We start from the raw sequence: 16,804 nt of genomic DNA, 5'->3' as shown, positions 1-16,804 counted from the left end.
CCTCGGAGGTGGCGAGTCGGTCCCTGCCCGGCTTCGCGCGGTCGGCTTCGCGACGGGGTGGGTTCCGGGGAGCGGGGTGCGGACGGCTACGGCGATCCGCTGACACGCGGATCACCGGTTCGCCTCGGAGGTGGCGAGCCGGTCCCTGCCCGGCTTCGCGCGGTCGGCTTCGCGAGGGGGTGCGTTCCGGGGAGCGGGGTGCGTTCGGCTACGGCGATCCGCTGACACGCGGATCGGCGGTTCGCCTCGGAGGTGGCGAGCCGGTCCCTGCCCGGCTTCGCGCGGTCGCTGTGCTGATGGCGAGCCGGTCCCTGGCCGGCTCGGCGCGGTCGGCTTCGCGACGGGGTGCGTTCCGTGGAGCGGGGTGCGGACGGCTACGGCGATCCGCTGGGACGCGGATCGGCGGTTCGCCTCGAAGAGGGCGCGAAGTGGGGAGGCGCGCCCGCGGCGGCGCGGGTTCCCTCGCCGACCCTCGGGTGGTGAAGGCGGTGCTCTGCTGGTCGAGTGGAGGTTCCCTGCGCATCGAGTGGCGGTTCCTGCTGGTCGAGTAGCCGCGGAGCGGCGTATCGAGACCCCTGCACCCGCGGAGCGGATCCGGTGCAGCCCGGCGGATGGCGGAGCGCGCTCGGAGCGAACCACGATCGACGGGACGTCGGCCGGCGACGCACATCGGCCGCGATGGCGATCGAGTTCCACTGCTGGCCGAGGTCCTGCGCGTGACGTCCCGCGCGGCGGGCCGCGGTCCACGGAGCGGCCTCCCTCGCCAGCGGCGCCGGAGGGCGGCGAGGGCGGCCGGTAGACTGGGGCGGCCATGATCCAGACTCTCGACCTCCGCGGCCGTCGTCCCTCCGCCGCCGAGCTGCTCGCCCTCGTGCCGCGCAACCCGGGCACCTCCGCCGACGTCGGTCCGGTCGTCGCCGAGCTGATCGCCGACGTGCGGGCGCGCGGCGCCGACGCGCTCCTCGACCAGTCCGAGCGCCTCGACGGGGTCCGTCCGCCGCACCTGCGCGTGCCGGCCGAGCAGATCTCGGCCGCCGTCCGCGACCTCGATCCCGCGATCCGCGCCGCCCTCGACGAGGCGATCTCTCGCGTGCGCCGGGCGAGCGCGGCGCAGGTCCCGCCCGAGCGCAGCACCGTCCTCGACGACGGGGCGACCGTCGTCCAGCGCTGGACCCCGATCGCCCGCGCAGGCCTCTACGTCCCCGGTGGCAAGGCCGTGTACCCGTCGAGCGTCGTCATGAACGCCGTCCCCGCGCAGATCGCGGGCGTCGAATCCATCGCCATCGTCTCCCCGCCGCAGAAGGCGTTCGGCGGAGCGGTACACCCGACGATCCTCGCGGCCGCGGGCCTGCTGGGCATCGACGAGGTCTACGCCACGGGAGGCGCGGGCGCGGTCGCCGCCCTGGCCTACGGAGTCGAGTCGATCGGCCTCGAGCCGGTGGGCATGATCACCGGCCCCGGCAACATCTGGGTCACCACCGCGAAGCGGCAGGTGCTCGGCCAGGTCGGGATCGACTCCGAGGCCGGTCCGACGGAGATCCTCGTCATCGCCGATTCCACGGGTGATCCCCGCCTGATCGCCGCCGACCTGGTCAGCCAGGCCGAGCACGACGAGGCCGCCTCGGCCGTCCTGGTCACCGACGACGCCGAGCTGGCCCGCGCGGTCGGCGCGGAGATCGAGCGGCAGGCGGCGACGACCACGCACTCCGCGCGCGTGGCGATCGCCCTCGACGGACCGCAGTCCGCCCTCGTGATCGTGGACGACCTCGAGACCGCCTGCGCCTTCAGCGACGCCTACGGCCCCGAGCACCTCGAGCTGCACACCGCCGACCCCGCCGCCACCGCGGCTCGCATCCGCGACGCGGGAGCGATCTTCCTCGGGCCGACGTCGCCGGTCAGCCTCGGCGACTACCTGGCCGGGTCGAACCACGTGCTGCCGACCCTGGGTCAGGCGCGCTTCTCCTCCGGGCTCGGCGCCTACACGTTCCTGCGCCCGCAGCAGCTCATCAGCTACGACCGCGCCGCCCTCGAGCGCGTCGCCCCGCACATCCGCGCGCTCAGTGACGCCGAGGCGCTCCCCGCGCACGGCGACGCCGTCGACGCGCGCTTCGCCTGACCGAGAGGCACCTCCCGATGTTCTGCCCGTTCTGCCGGCACCCCGACTCCCGGGTGATCGACTCCCGCACCAGCGACGACGGCCTCTCGATCCGGCGCCGCCGGCAGTGCCCGTCCTGCGGCCGCCGCTTCTCGACCACCGAGACGGCCAGCCTCGTCGTGATCAAGCGCAGCGGAGTCGTCGAGCCGTTCAGCCGCGAGAAGATCGTCAGCGGGGTGCGCAAGGCGTGCCAGGGGCGCCCCGTGACGGACTCCGACCTCGCGGTGCTCGCTCAGCGCGTGGAGGAGAGCATCCGCTCGACGGGTGCGTCGCAGATCGACGCGAACGACATCGGCCTCGCGATCCTGGCGCCGCTGCGCGAGCTCGACGAGGTGGCCTACCTCCGCTTCGCGAGCGTCTACCAGGCGTTCGACTCGCTCGACGACTTCGAATCGGCCATCACCCTCCTGCGTGCCGAGCGCACCGAGGCCGTGCAGGGAGGCGAGCTCTGATGCCCGCGATCTACCCGGTCCTGTTCCGGACCGTCCTGCGCCGCCTCGACCCCGAGCGCGCGCACCACCTCGCCTTCCCGGTCATCCGAGCGCTGGGGATCGTCGCCCCCGTTGTCCGACGCTTCACTCTGCCGAAGGAGGACCGCTCGGTCGAGACGCTCGGACTGCGGTTCGCCACCCCGTTCGGAGTGGCCGCGGGCTTCGACAAGGACGCCACCGCCGTCCTCGGGCTCGGAGCGCTCGGTTTCGGGCACGTCGAGGTCGGCACGCTGACCGCGCGCCCGCAGCCGGGCAACGACCGTCCCCGCCTGTTCCGGCTCGTCGCGGATCGCGCGCTGATCAACCGCATGGGCTTCAACAACAGCGGAGCACGAGCGGCCGCCGGTCGGCTCGCCCGCCTCCGCGGCGTGCGCGGACGCCCCGTCATCGGCGTCAACATCGGCAAGAGCCGGATTGTCAGCGTCGACGACGCCGTCGAGGACTACCTGGTCAGTGCGCGGATGCTCGCGCCGCTCGCCGACTACCTGGTCGTCAACGTCAGCTCGCCCAACACCCCCGGGCTCCGAGGCCTGCAGGAGATCGACAGGCTCGAACCCCTGCTCGCGGCGGTCAAGGACGCGGCCGATGCGACTCCGCTGCTCGTGAAGATCGCCCCCGACCTCTCCGACGACGAGGTCGTGCGCGTCGCGGAGCTGGCCGTGCGCCTCGGGCTCGACGGCATCATCGCCACGAACACGACCCTCTCCCGCGAGGGCCTCGAGACGACCGCCTCCGTCCTGGACGCCGCCGGCGCGGGCGGGTTGTCCGGCGCCCCGCTGGCCGCGCGCTCGGTCGCCGTCCTCCGCGTGATCCGCGGCGTCGTCCCGGCGGAGTTCTGCGTCATCTCGGTCGGCGGCGTGGAGACCGCGGCGGATGTGCGGGAGCGCCTCGCCGCCGGCGCCACCCTGGTCCAGGGCTACACGGCCTTCATCTACGAGGGCCCTCTGTGGGCCCGGGCGATCAACAGGTCCTGATGCCGCAGTGACCGCCGAGCCGGTCCTCGCCCGCGGTGCTGATGACCGAGCCGGTCCTCGCCCGGCTCGGCGCGGTCGGCTTCGCGAGGTGGGCGCGTTCTGCAGAGCGTCGCGCGTTCGGCTACGGCGATTCGCTTGCACGCGAAACGGCGGTGCGCCTCGAGGGCCTCACCGTCCGGGAGGCCGCGCACCCGATCTGCGGTGACAGCTCGGCGGAGCTTCGGCCGGTCGTGTGCTCGATCCTCCGGGTCATCGCGCGTCGGAGGGGGTCACCCTGCTCCGCAGGGGCTCTCCGGGCACAGCCGGAACGGTGGGATCCCGAGGCAGGTGACGCCGGAGACGCCCGCGGAGACGTGCCCGAGAGACCGGCGTGACACGCCTTTCTCCTCGGGTCCGGTGAAGCGATGGACGTCCGAACGACCAGTGGACTGACCCGCCGCGCCGCGGAAGGCGAACGGTCGATCCGCGTGTCAGCGGATCGAGCTAGTCGGACGCAGGACGCTCCTTGTCACGCGACTGCCCACGCAGTCGACTGCGACGAGGCCGGAGGCCGAGCAATCGAGCGCAGGACGAGCGCTCCGCGCTCACTCCGGGAACTGCCCGCGCTTCACCTGGGGCTTGGGGAGGCGCATGACGCGCAGCTGGAGGGCGCGCATCGCGGCGTACCAGCGGATGCCCTTCTCGACCTTGTCGGTGCCGAAGCGCTCGCCCAGCTTCTTGCGCAGGCGCAGCCCCAGCAGCAGGCAGTCGATGACCGCCACGACGAAGAAGGCCCAGAGCACGATCAGGGTCACGTACTGCAGCTCGGGCTGCGGGAAGAAGCTGAGCAGCAGCACCACGACCATCACGGGGATGAGGAACTCGCCGAGGCTGTAGCGCGCGTCCACGTAGTCGCGGACGAACTTGCGCTGCGGACCCTTGTCGCGCAGCGGAAGGTAGCGCTGGTCCCCGGCGGCCAGTCCGATGCGGGCCTGGTCGCGGGCCACGGCGGCCTTCTCGCGGGCGTCGCGCGCGGCCTGCTTGCGGTCGGTCGTCACGAGCGGCCGCTGGTTGGCGAGCTCCCGCTCGCGCCGGGTGGGCGTCGGCCGGCCCTTGCCGGTCACCGGCGCGGAGTCGGCGTCGTCTGGCGTGTCGGTTGCGATCGGGTGCTTGGCCACGGTGAACGTCCTTGGAATCGAGGGTCTCTTAAGATTACCCGCATGGCTCACGACGCTCCGACTCCGACGTCCACTCTCCCAGCAGCCGAGGAGGCGGTCCTGGCCGCGGTCCGCGACGACCTGCCCCGCTCGCTCGCCGAGCTCGGCCGCCTGGTGCGCATCCCCTCCGTCTCGTGGGACGGCTTCGACGCGACGCGGGTGGCCGCGAGCGCCGAGGCGATCGCCGAGCTCGCCCGCGAGACCGGCGCCTTCGAGGACGTGTCGATCCGCCGCTCCACCATCGGCGACTCCGGCGTCCTCGGACAGCCCGCGGTGCTCGCGACGCGCGCGGCCCGCAACGGCGCTCCGACCGTCCTCCTCTACGCCCACCACGACGTGCAGCCCCAGGGCGCGGAGTCCGCGTGGCAGACGGCGCCCTTCGAGCCGACCGTCCGCGGCGACCGGCTCTACGGGCGCGGCGCCGCCGACGACAAGGCCGGAGTGGTGTCGCACCTCGCCGCGGTGCGCGCGCTGCGCGAGGTGGCGGGCGACGACCACGACCTCGGCCTCGTGCTCTTCATCGAGGGCGAGGAGGAGTTCGGCTCCCGCTCGTTCCCGACGTTCCTCCGCGAGCACCACGACGCCCTGCGCGCCGACGTGATCGTGGTCGCCGACAGCGACAACTGGGACGTCGACACCCCGTCGCTGACCGTCGGTCTCCGCGGGAACGTCACCTTCACGCTCACCGTCAGCACCCTGGATCACGCCTCGCACTCCGGAATGCTCGGGGGAGCCGTCCCCGATGCGATGCTCGCGACGGTGCGCCTGCTGTCCACGCTCTGGAACGACGACGGCTCCGTCGCCGTCGAGGGGCTCCGCGAGCACGACGGCGCCGTCCCCGAGATCAGCGAGGACGAGCTCCGGCGCGACGCGGGCCTGCTGGACGGCGTCTCGCCGATCGGCTCCGGTCCCTTCCTCTCGCGCATCTGGTCGAAGCCGTCGATCACCGTGACCGGCATCGACGCGCCGAGCGTCGTCGACGCGTCGAACACCCTGAGCCCGTCGGTGCGCGTGAAGATCAGCGCCAGGATCGCGCCCGGACAGGAGGCGCCGGAGGGCTTCTCGGCGCTCGAGCGCCACCTGCGCGCCCACGCCCCCTTCGGCGCGCACCTCGACATCGAGGACGTCGACACGGGGGAGCCCTTCCTCGTCGACACCTCGGGCTGGGCGGTCGGCCTGGTCAAGGAGGCGATGGCCGACGCGTGGGGTCGTGCGGCCCTCGAGACCAGCGCGGGAGGCAGCATCCCCTTCATCGCCGACCTCGTGCGCGAGTTCCCCGCCGCCCAGATCCTGGTGACCGGCGTCGAGGACCCCGACTCGCGCGCGCACAGCCCGAACGAGTCGCTGCACCTCGGCGTCTTCAAGCGGGCGGCGCAGACGGAGGCGCTCTTCCTCCTGCGCGCCGCCGCCCACCGGGACTGACCGCGGGCGGATCCGGAATACCCGGCCGCGCCGGGCGGTTGCCCCCGTAGAATCGACAGGCATCACGCCGTCCACCACGCACCGACCTCTCGAGGAGTGACATGTCCGACACGACACTGACCGTCGACCAGACGACCGCGGCGCACGGCGTCTCGATGACCCCCGTCGCCGCCGCCAAGGTGAAGAGCCTCCTCGAGCAGGAGGGCCGCGACGACCTGCGCCTGCGCGTCGCCGTCCAGCCCGGCGGCTGCTCCGGCCTGATCTACCAGCTCTACTTCGACGAGCGCACCCTCGAGGGCGACGCCGCGGTCGAGTTCGAAGGGGTCGGCCTCGTGGTCGACAAGATGAGCGTCCCCTACCTCGACGGCGCCTCGATCGACTTCGAGGACACCATCCAGAAGCAGGGCTTCACCATCGACAACCCCAACGCGGGCGGCAGCTGCGCCTGCGGCGACAGCTTCCACTGACGCTCGAGCGGCGACACGCCGCTCCCGCTCCTCCGGACGGCGTCCGACGGCCCGCACCTGCGGCCCGTCGGGCGCCGTTCGTCGTCCTCGCACCCTCGGGTCCACAGGTCAAGAGCGGGGTCCCGTGCACTCCGGCCGCCGGGGGGAAGGTAGGCTGGAGCCGGTCTAATACAGTTTCGTGTGAACTGGTCCCCAGTCTTCCGAAAGGTCACCGGTGCGCTTCAATCGCCGAATCCGCAGATGGGTCGCTGCACCCGTTGCAGGAGCCCTCGCCCTCGTTCTCGCGGGCTGCACGCAGGAGCAGCTCCAGGGCTGGCTCCCCACCGAACCCGGAACGACGAACCACGTCGACCGGGTCATCGGACTCTGGGTCACCTCCTGGATCGTCCTCCTCGCCGTCGGCGTCGTCACGTGGGGACTCACGATCTGGGCCGTCGTCGTGTACCGCCGCCGCAAGGGTCAGACGGGCCTCCCGGTGCAGCTGCGCTACAACATGCCGATCGAGATCTTCTACACGATCGTGCCGCTGATCCTGGTGATCGGCTTCTTCGCCTTCACGGCACGCGACCAGGCCGCGATCGAGGAGCCCTACGAGAACCCCGACGAGACCATCCAGGTCTACGGCAAGCAGTGGGCGTGGGACTTCAACTACGTCGACGAGGACGTCTACTCGGCCGGCATCCAGGGCCAGTACGAGGGCGCGGACGGCGACGCGAACGGCTCGCTCGTCGAGTCCGAGGTGCCGACGCTGTACCTGCCCGTGGGCGAGAAGATCAAGATCCAGCTCGACGCGCGCGACGTGATCCACTCGTTCTGGGTCGTGGACTTCCTCTACAAGAAGGACATGATCCCCGGCAAGACGAACTACATGTACGTCACGCCGCTCAAGGAGGGCACGTACGCCGGCAAGTGCGCCGAGCTCTGCGGCGAGTACCACTCCGCGATGCTCTTCAACGTCGAGGTCGTCGATCGCGATACCTACGACGACTACATCCAGTCGCTCCGCGACGCGGGCCAGACCGGCCAGCTGGGCGCCGAGTACGACCGCAACAGCAACCTTCCCGGAACCGGTGCGCCGGTCCGCACCGAGAACGAGGAGTAGGGGAGCATGAGCACCGCCACCGCACCCGCCCCGTCGTCCCGCACCTTCGGAACACCCCCCGTCGAGCGCAAGGCGAACGTTCTCGTTCGCTGGATGACGTCCACCGACCACAAGGTCATCGGGTACATGTACCTGATCACCTCGTTCATCTACTTCTGCATAGCGGGAGTGATGGCCCTGGTCATCCGCGCCCAGCTGTTCGAACCGGGCCTGGCCGTCGTCGAGACGCGCGAGCAGTACAACCAGCTCTTCACGATGCACGGCACGATCATGCTGCTGATGTTCGCGACGCCGCTCTTCGCCGGTTTCGCCAACGTCCTCATGCCGCTGCAGATCGGCGCTCCCGACGTCGCGTTCCCGCGACTCAACGCGTTCGCCTACTGGCTCTACAGCTTCGGCTCGCTGATCGCGGTCGCCGGCTTCGTCACCCCCCAGGGCGCCGCCTCGTTCGGATGGTTCGCCTACGCGCCACTCTCGAGCACGACGTTCTCGCCAGGGCTCGGCGGCAATCTCTGGGTCTTCGGACTCGGCCTCTCCGGCTTCGGCACGATCCTCGGCGCGGTGAACTTCATCACGACGATCATCACGATGCGCGCGCCGGGCATGACCATGTTCCGCATGCCGATCTTCACGTGGAACATCCTCGTGACGTCGATCCTCGTGCTGCTGGCCTTCCCCGTCCTCGCCGCCGCCATGTTCGCGCTCGGCGCCGACCGCGTGTTCGACGCGCACATCTACGACGCGGCCAACGGCGGCGTCCTGCTCTGGCAGCACCTCTTCTGGTTCTTCGGCCACCCCGAGGTGTACATCATCGCGCTGCCGTTCTTCGGCATCGTCTCCGAGGTCTTCCCGGTCTTCAGCCGCAAGCCGATCTTCGGCTACAAGACGCTGATCTACGCGACCATCGCGATCGCGGCGCTGTCCGTGACCGTGTGGGCGCACCACATGTACGTCACCGGCTCCGTCCTGCTGCCGTTCTTCTCGCTGATGACGATGCTCATCGCGGTTCCGACCGGCGTGAAGATCTTCAACTGGATCGGCACCATGTGGCGCGGATCGGTCACGTTCGAGACCCCGATGATCTGGGCGATCGGCTTCCTGATCACCTTCACCTTCGGTGGCCTCACGGGCGTCATCCTCGCCTCGCCGCCGCTCGACTTCCACGTCTCGGACTCGTACTTCGTCGTGGCGCACTTCCACTACGTGGTCTTCGGCACCGTCGTCTTCGCGATGTTCTCCGGCTTCTACTTCTGGTGGCCCAAGTGGACGGGCAAGATGCTCAACGAGACGCTGGGCAAGTGGCACTTCTGGCTGCTGTTCATCGGCTTCCACACCACCTTCCTCATCCAGCACTGGCTCGGTGTCGTGGGCATGCCCCGCCGCTACGCGAGCTACCTCCCCGAGGACGGCTTCACCTGGATGAACCAGCTGTCGACGGTCGGAGCGATGATCCTCGCGGTCTCGCTGATCCCGTTCTTCCTCAACGTGTACATCACGGCCCGCAAGGCGCCCAAGGTCACCGTGAACGACCCGTGGGGCTTCTCGCGGTCGCTCGAGTGGGCGACCTCGTGCCCGCCGCCCCGCCACAACTTCACCTCCATCCCGCGCATCCGCAGCGAGGCTCCGGCCTTCGACCTCAACCACCCCGAGGCCGGCATCCCCGTCGGCATCGGTCCGGCGAAGGACGCTCCGGACGCTCCCACGTACGACAAGTCCGAAGGCACGGTGAAGTAGGGCCATGCGCGCCAACGTCAATCTGTTCTGGCTCCTGGCCGGCTTCTTCCTCCTCGCGGCCGTCGCCTACACGACCTGGTCGCTCATCGACACCGAGCAGGTGGAGTGGGTCGGCACCGTCGGCATCTTCCTCTCGGCCGTGCTGGGCGCGTTCATCGCGTTCTACGTCGGCCGGGTGCACAAGGCGCAGGGCGCTGAGCTGCCCGAGGACCGCCTCGACGCCGACATCGACGATGGAGACCCGGAGCTGGGCTTCTTCAGCCCCTGGAGCTGGTGGCCGCTGATCCTGGCCGGCGCCGCGGCGCTCGCCTTCCTCGGTCTCGCCGTCGGCATCTGGATCACCTACATCGCGGCCGGGATCTTCCTGATCTCGATCACGGGCTGGGTGTACGAGTACTACCGCGGTTACTTCGCGCGCTAGGCGGAGGACTTCGGCGGAGGGCCGGGTGCAGTGGGTGAGAGCCCACGGTGCCCGGCCCTTCTTCTGTCCCCGGCAGTGCGTGTGCTCGGACGCCGGCCGGCGTGCGGTGTTCCACACGATCGCTGTTCGGTACGGGGCGTCCGTCGTGCCGTGACGGGGGAGGAGCGCTCCGGAGGCAAGGGGAGCCGAGCGGCTCCAGGACGGCTCTGCTCAACCTCCACGCCCGACTCGTCTCCCCGATCCGAGGCCGATCGGTCCACTGCACCTCAGGGCGGTGACTCCGCGGGCTCGGTCTCGTCCGCAGGTCCGGGCCCTGTCGTGAGAGCTCGACGCGTGCCCCTCCCCGCCGTCCCGAGCGCACTCGCCGCCTCGGCCGCGACCTCGCTCGACGGTCACTGCGGAGGCGCTGACGACGATCTCTCGCGCCTCCCGGTGGAGGAGACCGCTCATCTCGTGAGGGCGGTCAGTCGTCGGCGACGCCTCGATCAGCGATCGGGTGCCAGCTCCTCAGCCTTCGGAACCGGCAGCGGTCCCGCCGCGCACGAGGGTGGCAGCGGTCGAGGCGCAGTCGATCGCCCGGGCGGAGTCGGACTCACCGGAGGCGGCTGCCGCTTCGAGCGAGTCGACCCACGACGGCCCAGGCTCCGCTGGGCGGGGGCGCTTCCCGGTTCAGCTCGTGCTACTCCTTAAGGTCGCAGGTTGCCCGCTGGTGCCCGTTGGTGGCGGCGTCCTCTCCGCGCCGGTCGGCTCCAGAGCCAGCGAGGTCCCGCAGGAGGTGTACTCGTGTCGGAGCACCGACGCCGACGTCGACGGGGCGCGCGACGAGGGACCGGGAAGCGGCGACCGAGGTGGCGGCTGAGCCCCTCGAGCGGCGGGCGGGACGCCCCGCCGCGCCCTGCAAGGGCCACCGGAGCGACGACGTTCCGGGTGGCAGCGAGGATCGTCGAGAGCCGTGACGGAGCCCGCAGGACCCGGCCGCGTCCCCCGGTCACCGCGGGGAGGACGGGCAGCAGCGCGGACGTCATCCGGTGAGGCGCTCCGACCGCGTGCTGCTCGTCGACCCCACTCGCGACGACATCACGGTCACCCGGGTCGCTCTGGGCCGTCGCTGCCGGCTCTGTGCAGCCCGACGTCGTGGCCGACGGGCCGCGGCCGCCTCTCGAGGCGATCGTCTCCTCGCAGGACGGCACGAGGGCACGTGCCGCCGCAGAGGGCGCCGCCGCACGCGCCCCGGATGCTCGCGACCGGGCAGCGGTGGACGCAGAGCGGTGGGGGCCGGGTACGACGAAGGGCCCGGACGACGGATCGTCCGGGCCCTTCGGGGGAGGGGGTCAGTGCTCGCTGTGCGAGCTCTCGAGCTCCTTCTGGGTGACGGGGGTGATGCGGTCCTCGAAGAACCAGCGGGACAGGCCTGCGCGGACGCGCTGCGGGGCGGTGATGCGGCCGCGCGAGTCCGGGCGGATCATCAGCGGCTCGTACTCGTCCTGGCTGACCAGCTTCCAGCGCTCGTACTCGTCGAGCTGCTGGTGCACCTCGATGAACTCGCCGCCGGGGAGGCGGACGATGCGGCCGGACTCGAAGCCGTGCAGGGCGATCTCGCGGTCCTTCTTTTGCAGGGCGAGGCAGATGCGCTTCGTGATGAAGTACGCGATGAAGGGGCCGGCGATCAGGCTGAACTGCAGGGCGTGGATGACGCCTTCCATCGTGAGGTGGAAGTGCGTGGCGATGATGTCCGAGGACGCCGCAGCCCAGAGGACGGCGTAGAACGTGACTCCGGCGGCGCCGATCGAGGTGCGGGTGGCGGCGTTGCGCGGGCGGTCGAGCAGGTGGTGCTCGCGCTTGTCACCGGTGATCCAGGCCTCGAGGAACGGGTAGAGCATGACCGCGACGATGAACAGGCCCAGACCGACGAGCGGGATGAGGATGTTGAACGACAGCGTGCCGATGCCCGGGATGGCCCACTCGAGTCCCGGCGGGACGAGGCGCAGCGCGCCGTCCGCGAAGCCGATGTACCAGTCGGGCTGGGTGCCGGCCGACACGGGCGAGGGGTCGTAGGGGCCGTAGTTCCAGATCGGGTTGATCGTGAACAGCGACGCGATGAGGACGACGACACCGAAGACGATGAAGAAGAACCCACCGGCCTTGGCCGCGTACACCGGGAGGACCGGGTAGCCGACGACGTTCTGCTCGGTCTTGCCGGCACCGGGGAACTGGGTGTGCTTGTGGACGACCACGAACACGAGGTGCAGCGCGATGAACGCGAGCACGAGCGCCGGCAGCAGCAGGATGTGCAGGGTGTACAGGCGGCCGACGATGTCGGTTCCCGGGAACTCGCCGCCGAAGAGGAGGAACGAGATCCAGGTGCCCACGATCGGGATGCCCTTGACCATGCCGTCGATGATGCGGAGGCCGTTGCCCGAGAGCAGGTCGTCGGGGAGCGAGTAGCCGGTGAAGCCCTCGGCCATCGCGAGGATGAAGAGGACGAAGCCGATGACCCAGTTGAGCTCGCGCGGCTTGCGGAACGCACCGGTGAAGAAGATGCGGAGCATGTGCAGGCCGATCGAGGCCACGAACAGCAGCGCCGCCCAGTGGTGGATCTGGCGCATCAGCAGGCCGCCGCGGATGTCGAACGAGATGTCGAGCGACGAGGCCATCGCCGCGGACATCTCGATGCCCTTCATCGGCAGGTAGCTGCCCTCGTAGTGCGTCTCGACCATGGAGGCCTGGAAGAAGAACGTGAGGAAGGTGCCCGACAGCAGGATGATGACGAAGCTGTAGAGCGCGACCTCGCCGAGGAGGAAGGACCAGTGGTCGGGGAAGATCTTGCGGCCGAACTCCTTGACGACGGCCGAGATGCTCGTCCGCTCGTCGATGTAGTTCGACGCGGCTCCGACGTAGCCCTTCTGAAGCTTGCCGCTGCCGAGGATGACGCCGTCGCCGTCGCCCTGGGGCGACGACGCGGGTCGTGACGGTGTGGTGGTGGACATGTGAGTCATCGCTCCCAGAAGGACGGTCCGACGGGCTCCGTGAAGTCGCTCTGCGCGACCAGGTAGCCCTCGTCGTCGATGGTGATGGGCAGCTGCGGAAGCGGGCGCTTCGCCGGGCCGAAGATGACGGCAGCCTCGTGCTTGATGTCGAACTGCGACTGGTGGCACGGGCACAGCAGGTGGTGGGTCTGCTGCTCGTACAGCGCCACAGGGCAGCCGACGTGCGTGCAGATCTTCGAATAGGCGACGATTCCGTCGTAGTTCCAGGTCTCGCGACCCTCGCTGACGACGAGGTCCTCGGGCTTCAGGCGCATCAGGAGGACGGAGGCCTTGGCCTTCTCCTCGAGCTTGCCCTCGACCTGGTCGAGGCCTTCGGGGATCACGTGGAAGGCGGAGCCCAGGGTGACGTCCGACGCGAGGATCGGGGCACCGGAGGGGTCCAGCGTGAGCCGGGTGCCCTCCTTCCACATGGTGGTCTTGAGGAGTGCGACGGGGTTCTGGTCCTGCGGGCCGAGGCCGCGGAACAGGATGACCGCGGGCAGCGGGAACACGACGAGCGACGCGATCAGGCTGTTGCGGATGACCGAGCGCCGACCGAAGCCGGACTCCTTGTCGGACTGGTCGAAGATCTCGAGCGCACGCGCGCGGGTGTCCTCGGAGGAGCGGACCGGGTGGCGGATGTCGATGCCCTCGTGGTCCGACATCAGCTGCTTGCCCCAGTGGACAGCGGCGATGCCGATCGCGAGCAGGGCGAGGGACATGCCCAGTCCGATGAACAGCGTGTTCAGGCGGACGGACTCGATCTCCTCCGTGATGGGGAAGGCCATGTACGCGGCGACCGCGAACAGGGATCCCGCGAAGGAGAGGTAGAAGAGCGTGTACACCGTGCGCTCGGCACGCTTCTCGACCTTGGGGTCGAGATCGGTCATCCGGGGGCGGTGCGGCGGGAGGCCCGGGTCCTGGACCCGGCCCCGCGTGACGACCGCGGTGCCGGCCGGAGCCGAACCGTGCCCGGTGGCCGACGAGGTGGCGAGGTCCGTGCCACCCTCATCGTGCTCTGCCATGGTTCTCCTTTTCACGCCTATCGGCTCCGTACGGGGCCGTGGGGGTTGTCACGCCCGTCAGGGCGCTGATGTCTGCTAGTTCGAGCGGGCGGTGATCCACACCGTGAGCGCGACGATCGCGCCGAGTCCGAAGATCCAGAGGAAGAGGCCCTCCGCCACCGGCCCGAGGGAGCCGAGCGCGAATCCGCCCGGGGACGGATTCGCCTCGATGTACTTGAGGTACGAGATGATGTCGCGCTTGTCCTCGGGCGAGATGTTCAGGTCGTTGAAGACCGGCATGTTCTGCGGGCCGGTGACCATCGCCTCGTAGATGTGCGCCTCGGTGACGCCGCCCAGCGGGGGAGCGAACTTGCCCTCGGTCAGCGCGCCGCCGGCGCCGGCGACGTTGTGGCACATCGCGCAGTTGATGCGGAACAGCTCGGCGCCGTTGGCGGTGTCGCCCTGGCCGTCGAGGACCTCGCCGGTGGGGATGGCGGGACCGGGCGCCAGGGACGCGACGTAGGCGGCCAGCTCGGCGACCTGCTCGTCGGTGAACTGGACGGGCTTCTCGAGCGCCTGCGGGCCGTGCATCTGCATCGGCATGCGGCCGGTGCCGACCTGGAAGTCGACGGAGGCCGCTCCGACGCCGATCAGCGACGGGGCGTTGTCCGTGCCTGCGGCGTCGAGGCCGTGGCAGGTGGCGCAGTTCGCGGCGAAGAGCTTCGAGCCCTCGTCGATCGTCTGCTGGCTGTTCGCCGACGTCTCGGCGGACGCCGAGGTGGCGACTCCGACGGCCGCGTAGGTGCCGCCGGTGAGACCGAGGCCGATGGCGATCAGGGCCAGCGTGGCCAGAGGGTGACGGCGACCCTTCTTGGCACGGCTCTTCGTCTTCGGGGAGGCCATCGAGGCAACCTTCCTGCGGGGGTCGGGGGTGGGGGAGTTCATCGGAGCGGCACGCATCACTTCAGGAAGTAGATGACCACGAAGAGGCCGACCCAGACGACGTCGACGAAGTGCCAGTAGTACGAGACGACGATGGCGCTCGTCGCCTCCTTGTGACCGAAGTTCTTGACCGCGAAGGCGCGGCCGATGACGAGGAGGAAGGCGATGAGCCCGCCGGTGACGTGCAGGGCGTGGAAGCCGGTGGTCAGGTAGAAGGCGGAGCCGTAGGCGTTGCTCGAGAGGCTGACGCCCTCGGAGACGAGGGTCGCGTACTCGAAGACCTGGCCGCAGACGAAGATCGCGCCGAGGGCGTAGGTGAGGAAGAACCACTCGACCATGCCCCACTTGAACGGGCTGAGCCCCGTGGACCGCGCCTGCAGGCGCTCGGCCGCGAACACGCCGAACTGGCACGTGAACGAGGAGGCGACCAGGATCACCGTGTTGACGCTCGCGAACGGCACGTTGAGGATGCTCGTCTCGGCCTCCCACAGCTCCGGGGAGGTGCTGCGCAGGGTGAAGTAGATCGCGAACAGGCCCGCGAAGAACATGACCTCGCTGCCCAGCCAGACGATCGTTCCGACCGCGACCGGGTTGGGTCGGTTCACTACGGGCGCGGTGGCCGTGGGGGTAAGAGTGCTGCTCGTCACACAGACCATTATGGACGATGGTCGGAGGGGTGATTCGCACTTCCCGTACGGCGTTCCTACCCGGATAATCTGAGTGCCATGTCGGAAACCCTGTCCTGGCCGCGTCTTCTCAGCTCTCTGCTCGACTCCTCCGATCTGAGCGTCTCGGAGGCGACGTGGGCGATGGAGCGGGTGATGCAGGGCGAGGCGACCCCGGCGCAGCTCGCCGGACTGCTGATCGCACTGCGGGCCAAGGGCGAGACCGTGGATGAGATCGTGGGCTTCCGCGACGCGATCCTCGAGCACGCGGTTCCTCTGGACGTGGACCCGATGGCGCTGGACATCGTGGGCACCGGCGGCGACCGCTTCGGCACCGTCAACATCTCGTCCACCGCGTCGATCATCGCCGCGGCGGCGGGCACTCCCGTGATCAAGCACGGCAACAGGGCCGCGTCCTCCTCGTCGGGGTCCTCGGACGTCCTCGCCGCGCTGGGCGTCGACCTGGGGCTGTCGGCCGAGCGCGTCGCCGAGGCGTTCCGGCGCACGGGCATCGCCTTCGTCTTCGCCGCGATGTTCCACCCCGGGTTCCGCCATGCGGGAGCGGTGCGGGCCGAGCTCGGGGTCCCGACCGTCTTCAACTTCCTCGGTCCGCTGTGCAACCCGGCGCGTCCCGAGGCGTCGGCGGTGGGGGTGGCGCACCTCGATCGCGTGCCGCTGTTCGTCGGCGTGTTCCAGACGCGCGGCGCCACGGCGCTCGTCTTCCGCGGCGACGACGGGCTCGACGAGCTGACGACCACGGGGCACAGCCACATCTGGGAGGTGTCGCGCGGCCTGGTCGTCGAGCACGACCTCGATCCGCGCGACCTGGGGCTCCGCCGGGCGAGCATCGACCAGCTCCGCGGCAAGGACGCCGCGTACAACGCGCAGGTGGTGCGCTCGGTCCTGGCAGGAGACGGGGGACCCGTCCGGGACATCGTCCTGCTCAACGCGGCGGCGGGGCTCATCGCCTACGACCTGGCCCGCGACCCGTCGCTCATCCAGACCGCGATCCTGGAGCGCTTCCGCTCGGCGATGGAGCGGGCGGCCGACGCCGTCGACTCCGGAGCCGCCGCCGCGAAGCTCGACGCATGGGTCGCCGAGACGCAGCGGGAGGACTGAGCGTCCCCGACCCGCCTCGCGGACCCTGGGCCCCCGCGGCGCCAGGGCGTAACGTGGCACTGCTGTCCGCGACGGAGCGGACCGCG

General features: G+C 70.2%; 14 protein-coding genes. 9 read left to right on the top strand and 5 right to left on the bottom strand.

Going from position 1 to position 16,804, the window contains the following annotated elements:
• Nucleotides 1-811: 811 nt before the first annotated feature.
• Genes hisD through NB037_RS00900 form a run of 3 tightly spaced genes read left to right on the top strand, consistent with a single transcriptional unit; the run spans nucleotide 812 to nucleotide 3,620 of the window.
• Nucleotides 812-2,116, top strand: a complete 1,305-nt coding sequence (gene hisD, locus NB037_RS00910; RefSeq protein ID WP_251942746.1) for a histidinol dehydrogenase — start codon at nucleotides 812-814, stop codon at nucleotides 2,114-2,116.
• A gap of 17 nt (nucleotides 2,117-2,133) precedes the next feature.
• Complete coding sequence (gene nrdR / locus NB037_RS00905; protein WP_207405041.1) at nucleotides 2,134-2,607, top strand: transcriptional regulator NrdR; 474 nt, start codon at nucleotides 2,134-2,136, stop codon at nucleotides 2,605-2,607.
• 8 nt (nucleotides 2,608-2,615) lie between these two features.
• Nucleotides 2,616-3,620 carry a quinone-dependent dihydroorotate dehydrogenase gene (locus tag NB037_RS00900; protein WP_251942770.1) on the top strand — a complete coding sequence of 335 codons (1,005 nt, stop codon included), beginning with the start codon at nucleotides 2,616-2,618 and terminating at the stop codon, nucleotides 3,618-3,620.
• Nucleotides 3,621-4,204: 584 nt separating this feature from the next.
• On the opposite strand, the gene NB037_RS00895 is transcribed toward NB037_RS00900, so the two are convergent.
• The gene (locus tag NB037_RS00895; protein ID WP_251942744.1) at nucleotides 4,205-4,777 is read right to left on the bottom strand and encodes a DUF3043 domain-containing protein; all 573 of its coding nucleotides are present in this window, start codon (nucleotides 4,775-4,777) and stop codon (nucleotides 4,205-4,207) included.
• A 42-nt stretch (nucleotides 4,778-4,819) separates the two neighbouring features.
• Between NB037_RS00895 and NB037_RS00890 the strand changes: the two genes are divergently transcribed.
• The 5 genes from NB037_RS00890 (at nucleotide 4,820) to NB037_RS00870 (ending at nucleotide 9,962) form a co-directional block, all read left to right on the top strand.
• Nucleotides 4,820-6,238, top strand: coding sequence for a dipeptidase (locus tag NB037_RS00890; protein WP_251942742.1), 1,419 nt, complete (start codon nucleotides 4,820-4,822; stop codon nucleotides 6,236-6,238).
• Between the two features lie 101 nt (nucleotides 6,239-6,339).
• Nucleotides 6,340-6,705, top strand: coding sequence for an iron-sulfur cluster insertion protein ErpA (gene erpA, locus NB037_RS00885; protein ID WP_207405037.1), 366 nt, complete (start codon nucleotides 6,340-6,342; stop codon nucleotides 6,703-6,705).
• Nucleotides 6,706-6,919: 214 nt separating this feature from the next.
• Nucleotides 6,920-7,807, top strand: coding sequence for an aa3-type cytochrome oxidase subunit II (gene ctaC, locus NB037_RS00880; RefSeq protein WP_207405035.1), 888 nt, complete (start codon nucleotides 6,920-6,922; stop codon nucleotides 7,805-7,807).
• Nucleotides 7,808-7,813: 6 nt separating this feature from the next.
• On the top strand, nucleotides 7,814-9,541 hold the full coding sequence (gene ctaD / locus NB037_RS00875) for an aa3-type cytochrome oxidase subunit I (protein ID WP_207405033.1): 1,728 nt from the start codon (nucleotides 7,814-7,816) through the stop codon (nucleotides 9,539-9,541).
• 4 nt (nucleotides 9,542-9,545) lie between these two features.
• Nucleotides 9,546-9,962 (top strand): cytochrome c oxidase subunit 4, encoded by a 417-nt coding sequence (locus NB037_RS00870; protein ID WP_251942739.1) that lies wholly within the window; start codon nucleotides 9,546-9,548, stop codon nucleotides 9,960-9,962.
• Between the two features lie 1,331 nt (nucleotides 9,963-11,293).
• Here the strand turns inward: NB037_RS00870 and qcrB are convergent.
• The 4 genes from qcrB to ctaE all read right to left on the bottom strand — a co-directional run bounded on the left by qcrB (nucleotide 11,294) and on the right by ctaE (nucleotide 15,590).
• Nucleotides 11,294-12,949, bottom strand: coding sequence for a cytochrome bc1 complex cytochrome b subunit (qcrB, locus tag NB037_RS00865; protein ID WP_251942730.1), 1,656 nt, complete (start codon nucleotides 12,947-12,949; stop codon nucleotides 11,294-11,296).
• Between the two features lie 5 nt (nucleotides 12,950-12,954).
• Nucleotides 12,955-14,013, bottom strand: a complete 1,059-nt coding sequence (gene qcrA, locus NB037_RS00860) for a cytochrome bc1 complex Rieske iron-sulfur subunit (RefSeq protein WP_207405026.1) — start codon at nucleotides 14,011-14,013, stop codon at nucleotides 12,955-12,957.
• 75 nt (nucleotides 14,014-14,088) lie between these two features.
• On the bottom strand, nucleotides 14,089-14,895 hold the full coding sequence (qcrC, locus tag NB037_RS00855; protein ID WP_243590518.1) for a cytochrome bc1 complex diheme cytochrome c subunit: 807 nt from the start codon (nucleotides 14,893-14,895) through the stop codon (nucleotides 14,089-14,091).
• A gap of 56 nt (nucleotides 14,896-14,951) precedes the next feature.
• Entirely contained in the window at nucleotides 14,952-15,590 is a 639-nt protein-coding gene (gene ctaE / locus NB037_RS00850) for an aa3-type cytochrome oxidase subunit III (protein WP_251942728.1), read from the bottom strand.
• A 69-nt stretch (nucleotides 15,591-15,659) separates the two neighbouring features.
• Between ctaE and trpD the strand changes: the two genes are divergently transcribed.
• Nucleotides 15,660-16,718 (top strand): anthranilate phosphoribosyltransferase, encoded by a 1,059-nt coding sequence (trpD, locus tag NB037_RS00845; RefSeq protein ID WP_251942726.1) that lies wholly within the window; start codon nucleotides 15,660-15,662, stop codon nucleotides 16,716-16,718.
• Nucleotides 16,719-16,804: the final 86 nt, after the last annotated feature.

Origin of the sequence: Rathayibacter rubneri (assembly GCF_023743255.1) — a bacterium.
GTDB lineage: Bacteria > Actinomycetota > Actinomycetes > Actinomycetales > Microbacteriaceae > Rathayibacter > Rathayibacter rubneri.
This window is presented reverse-complemented; position numbering and strand designations above follow the sequence as displayed.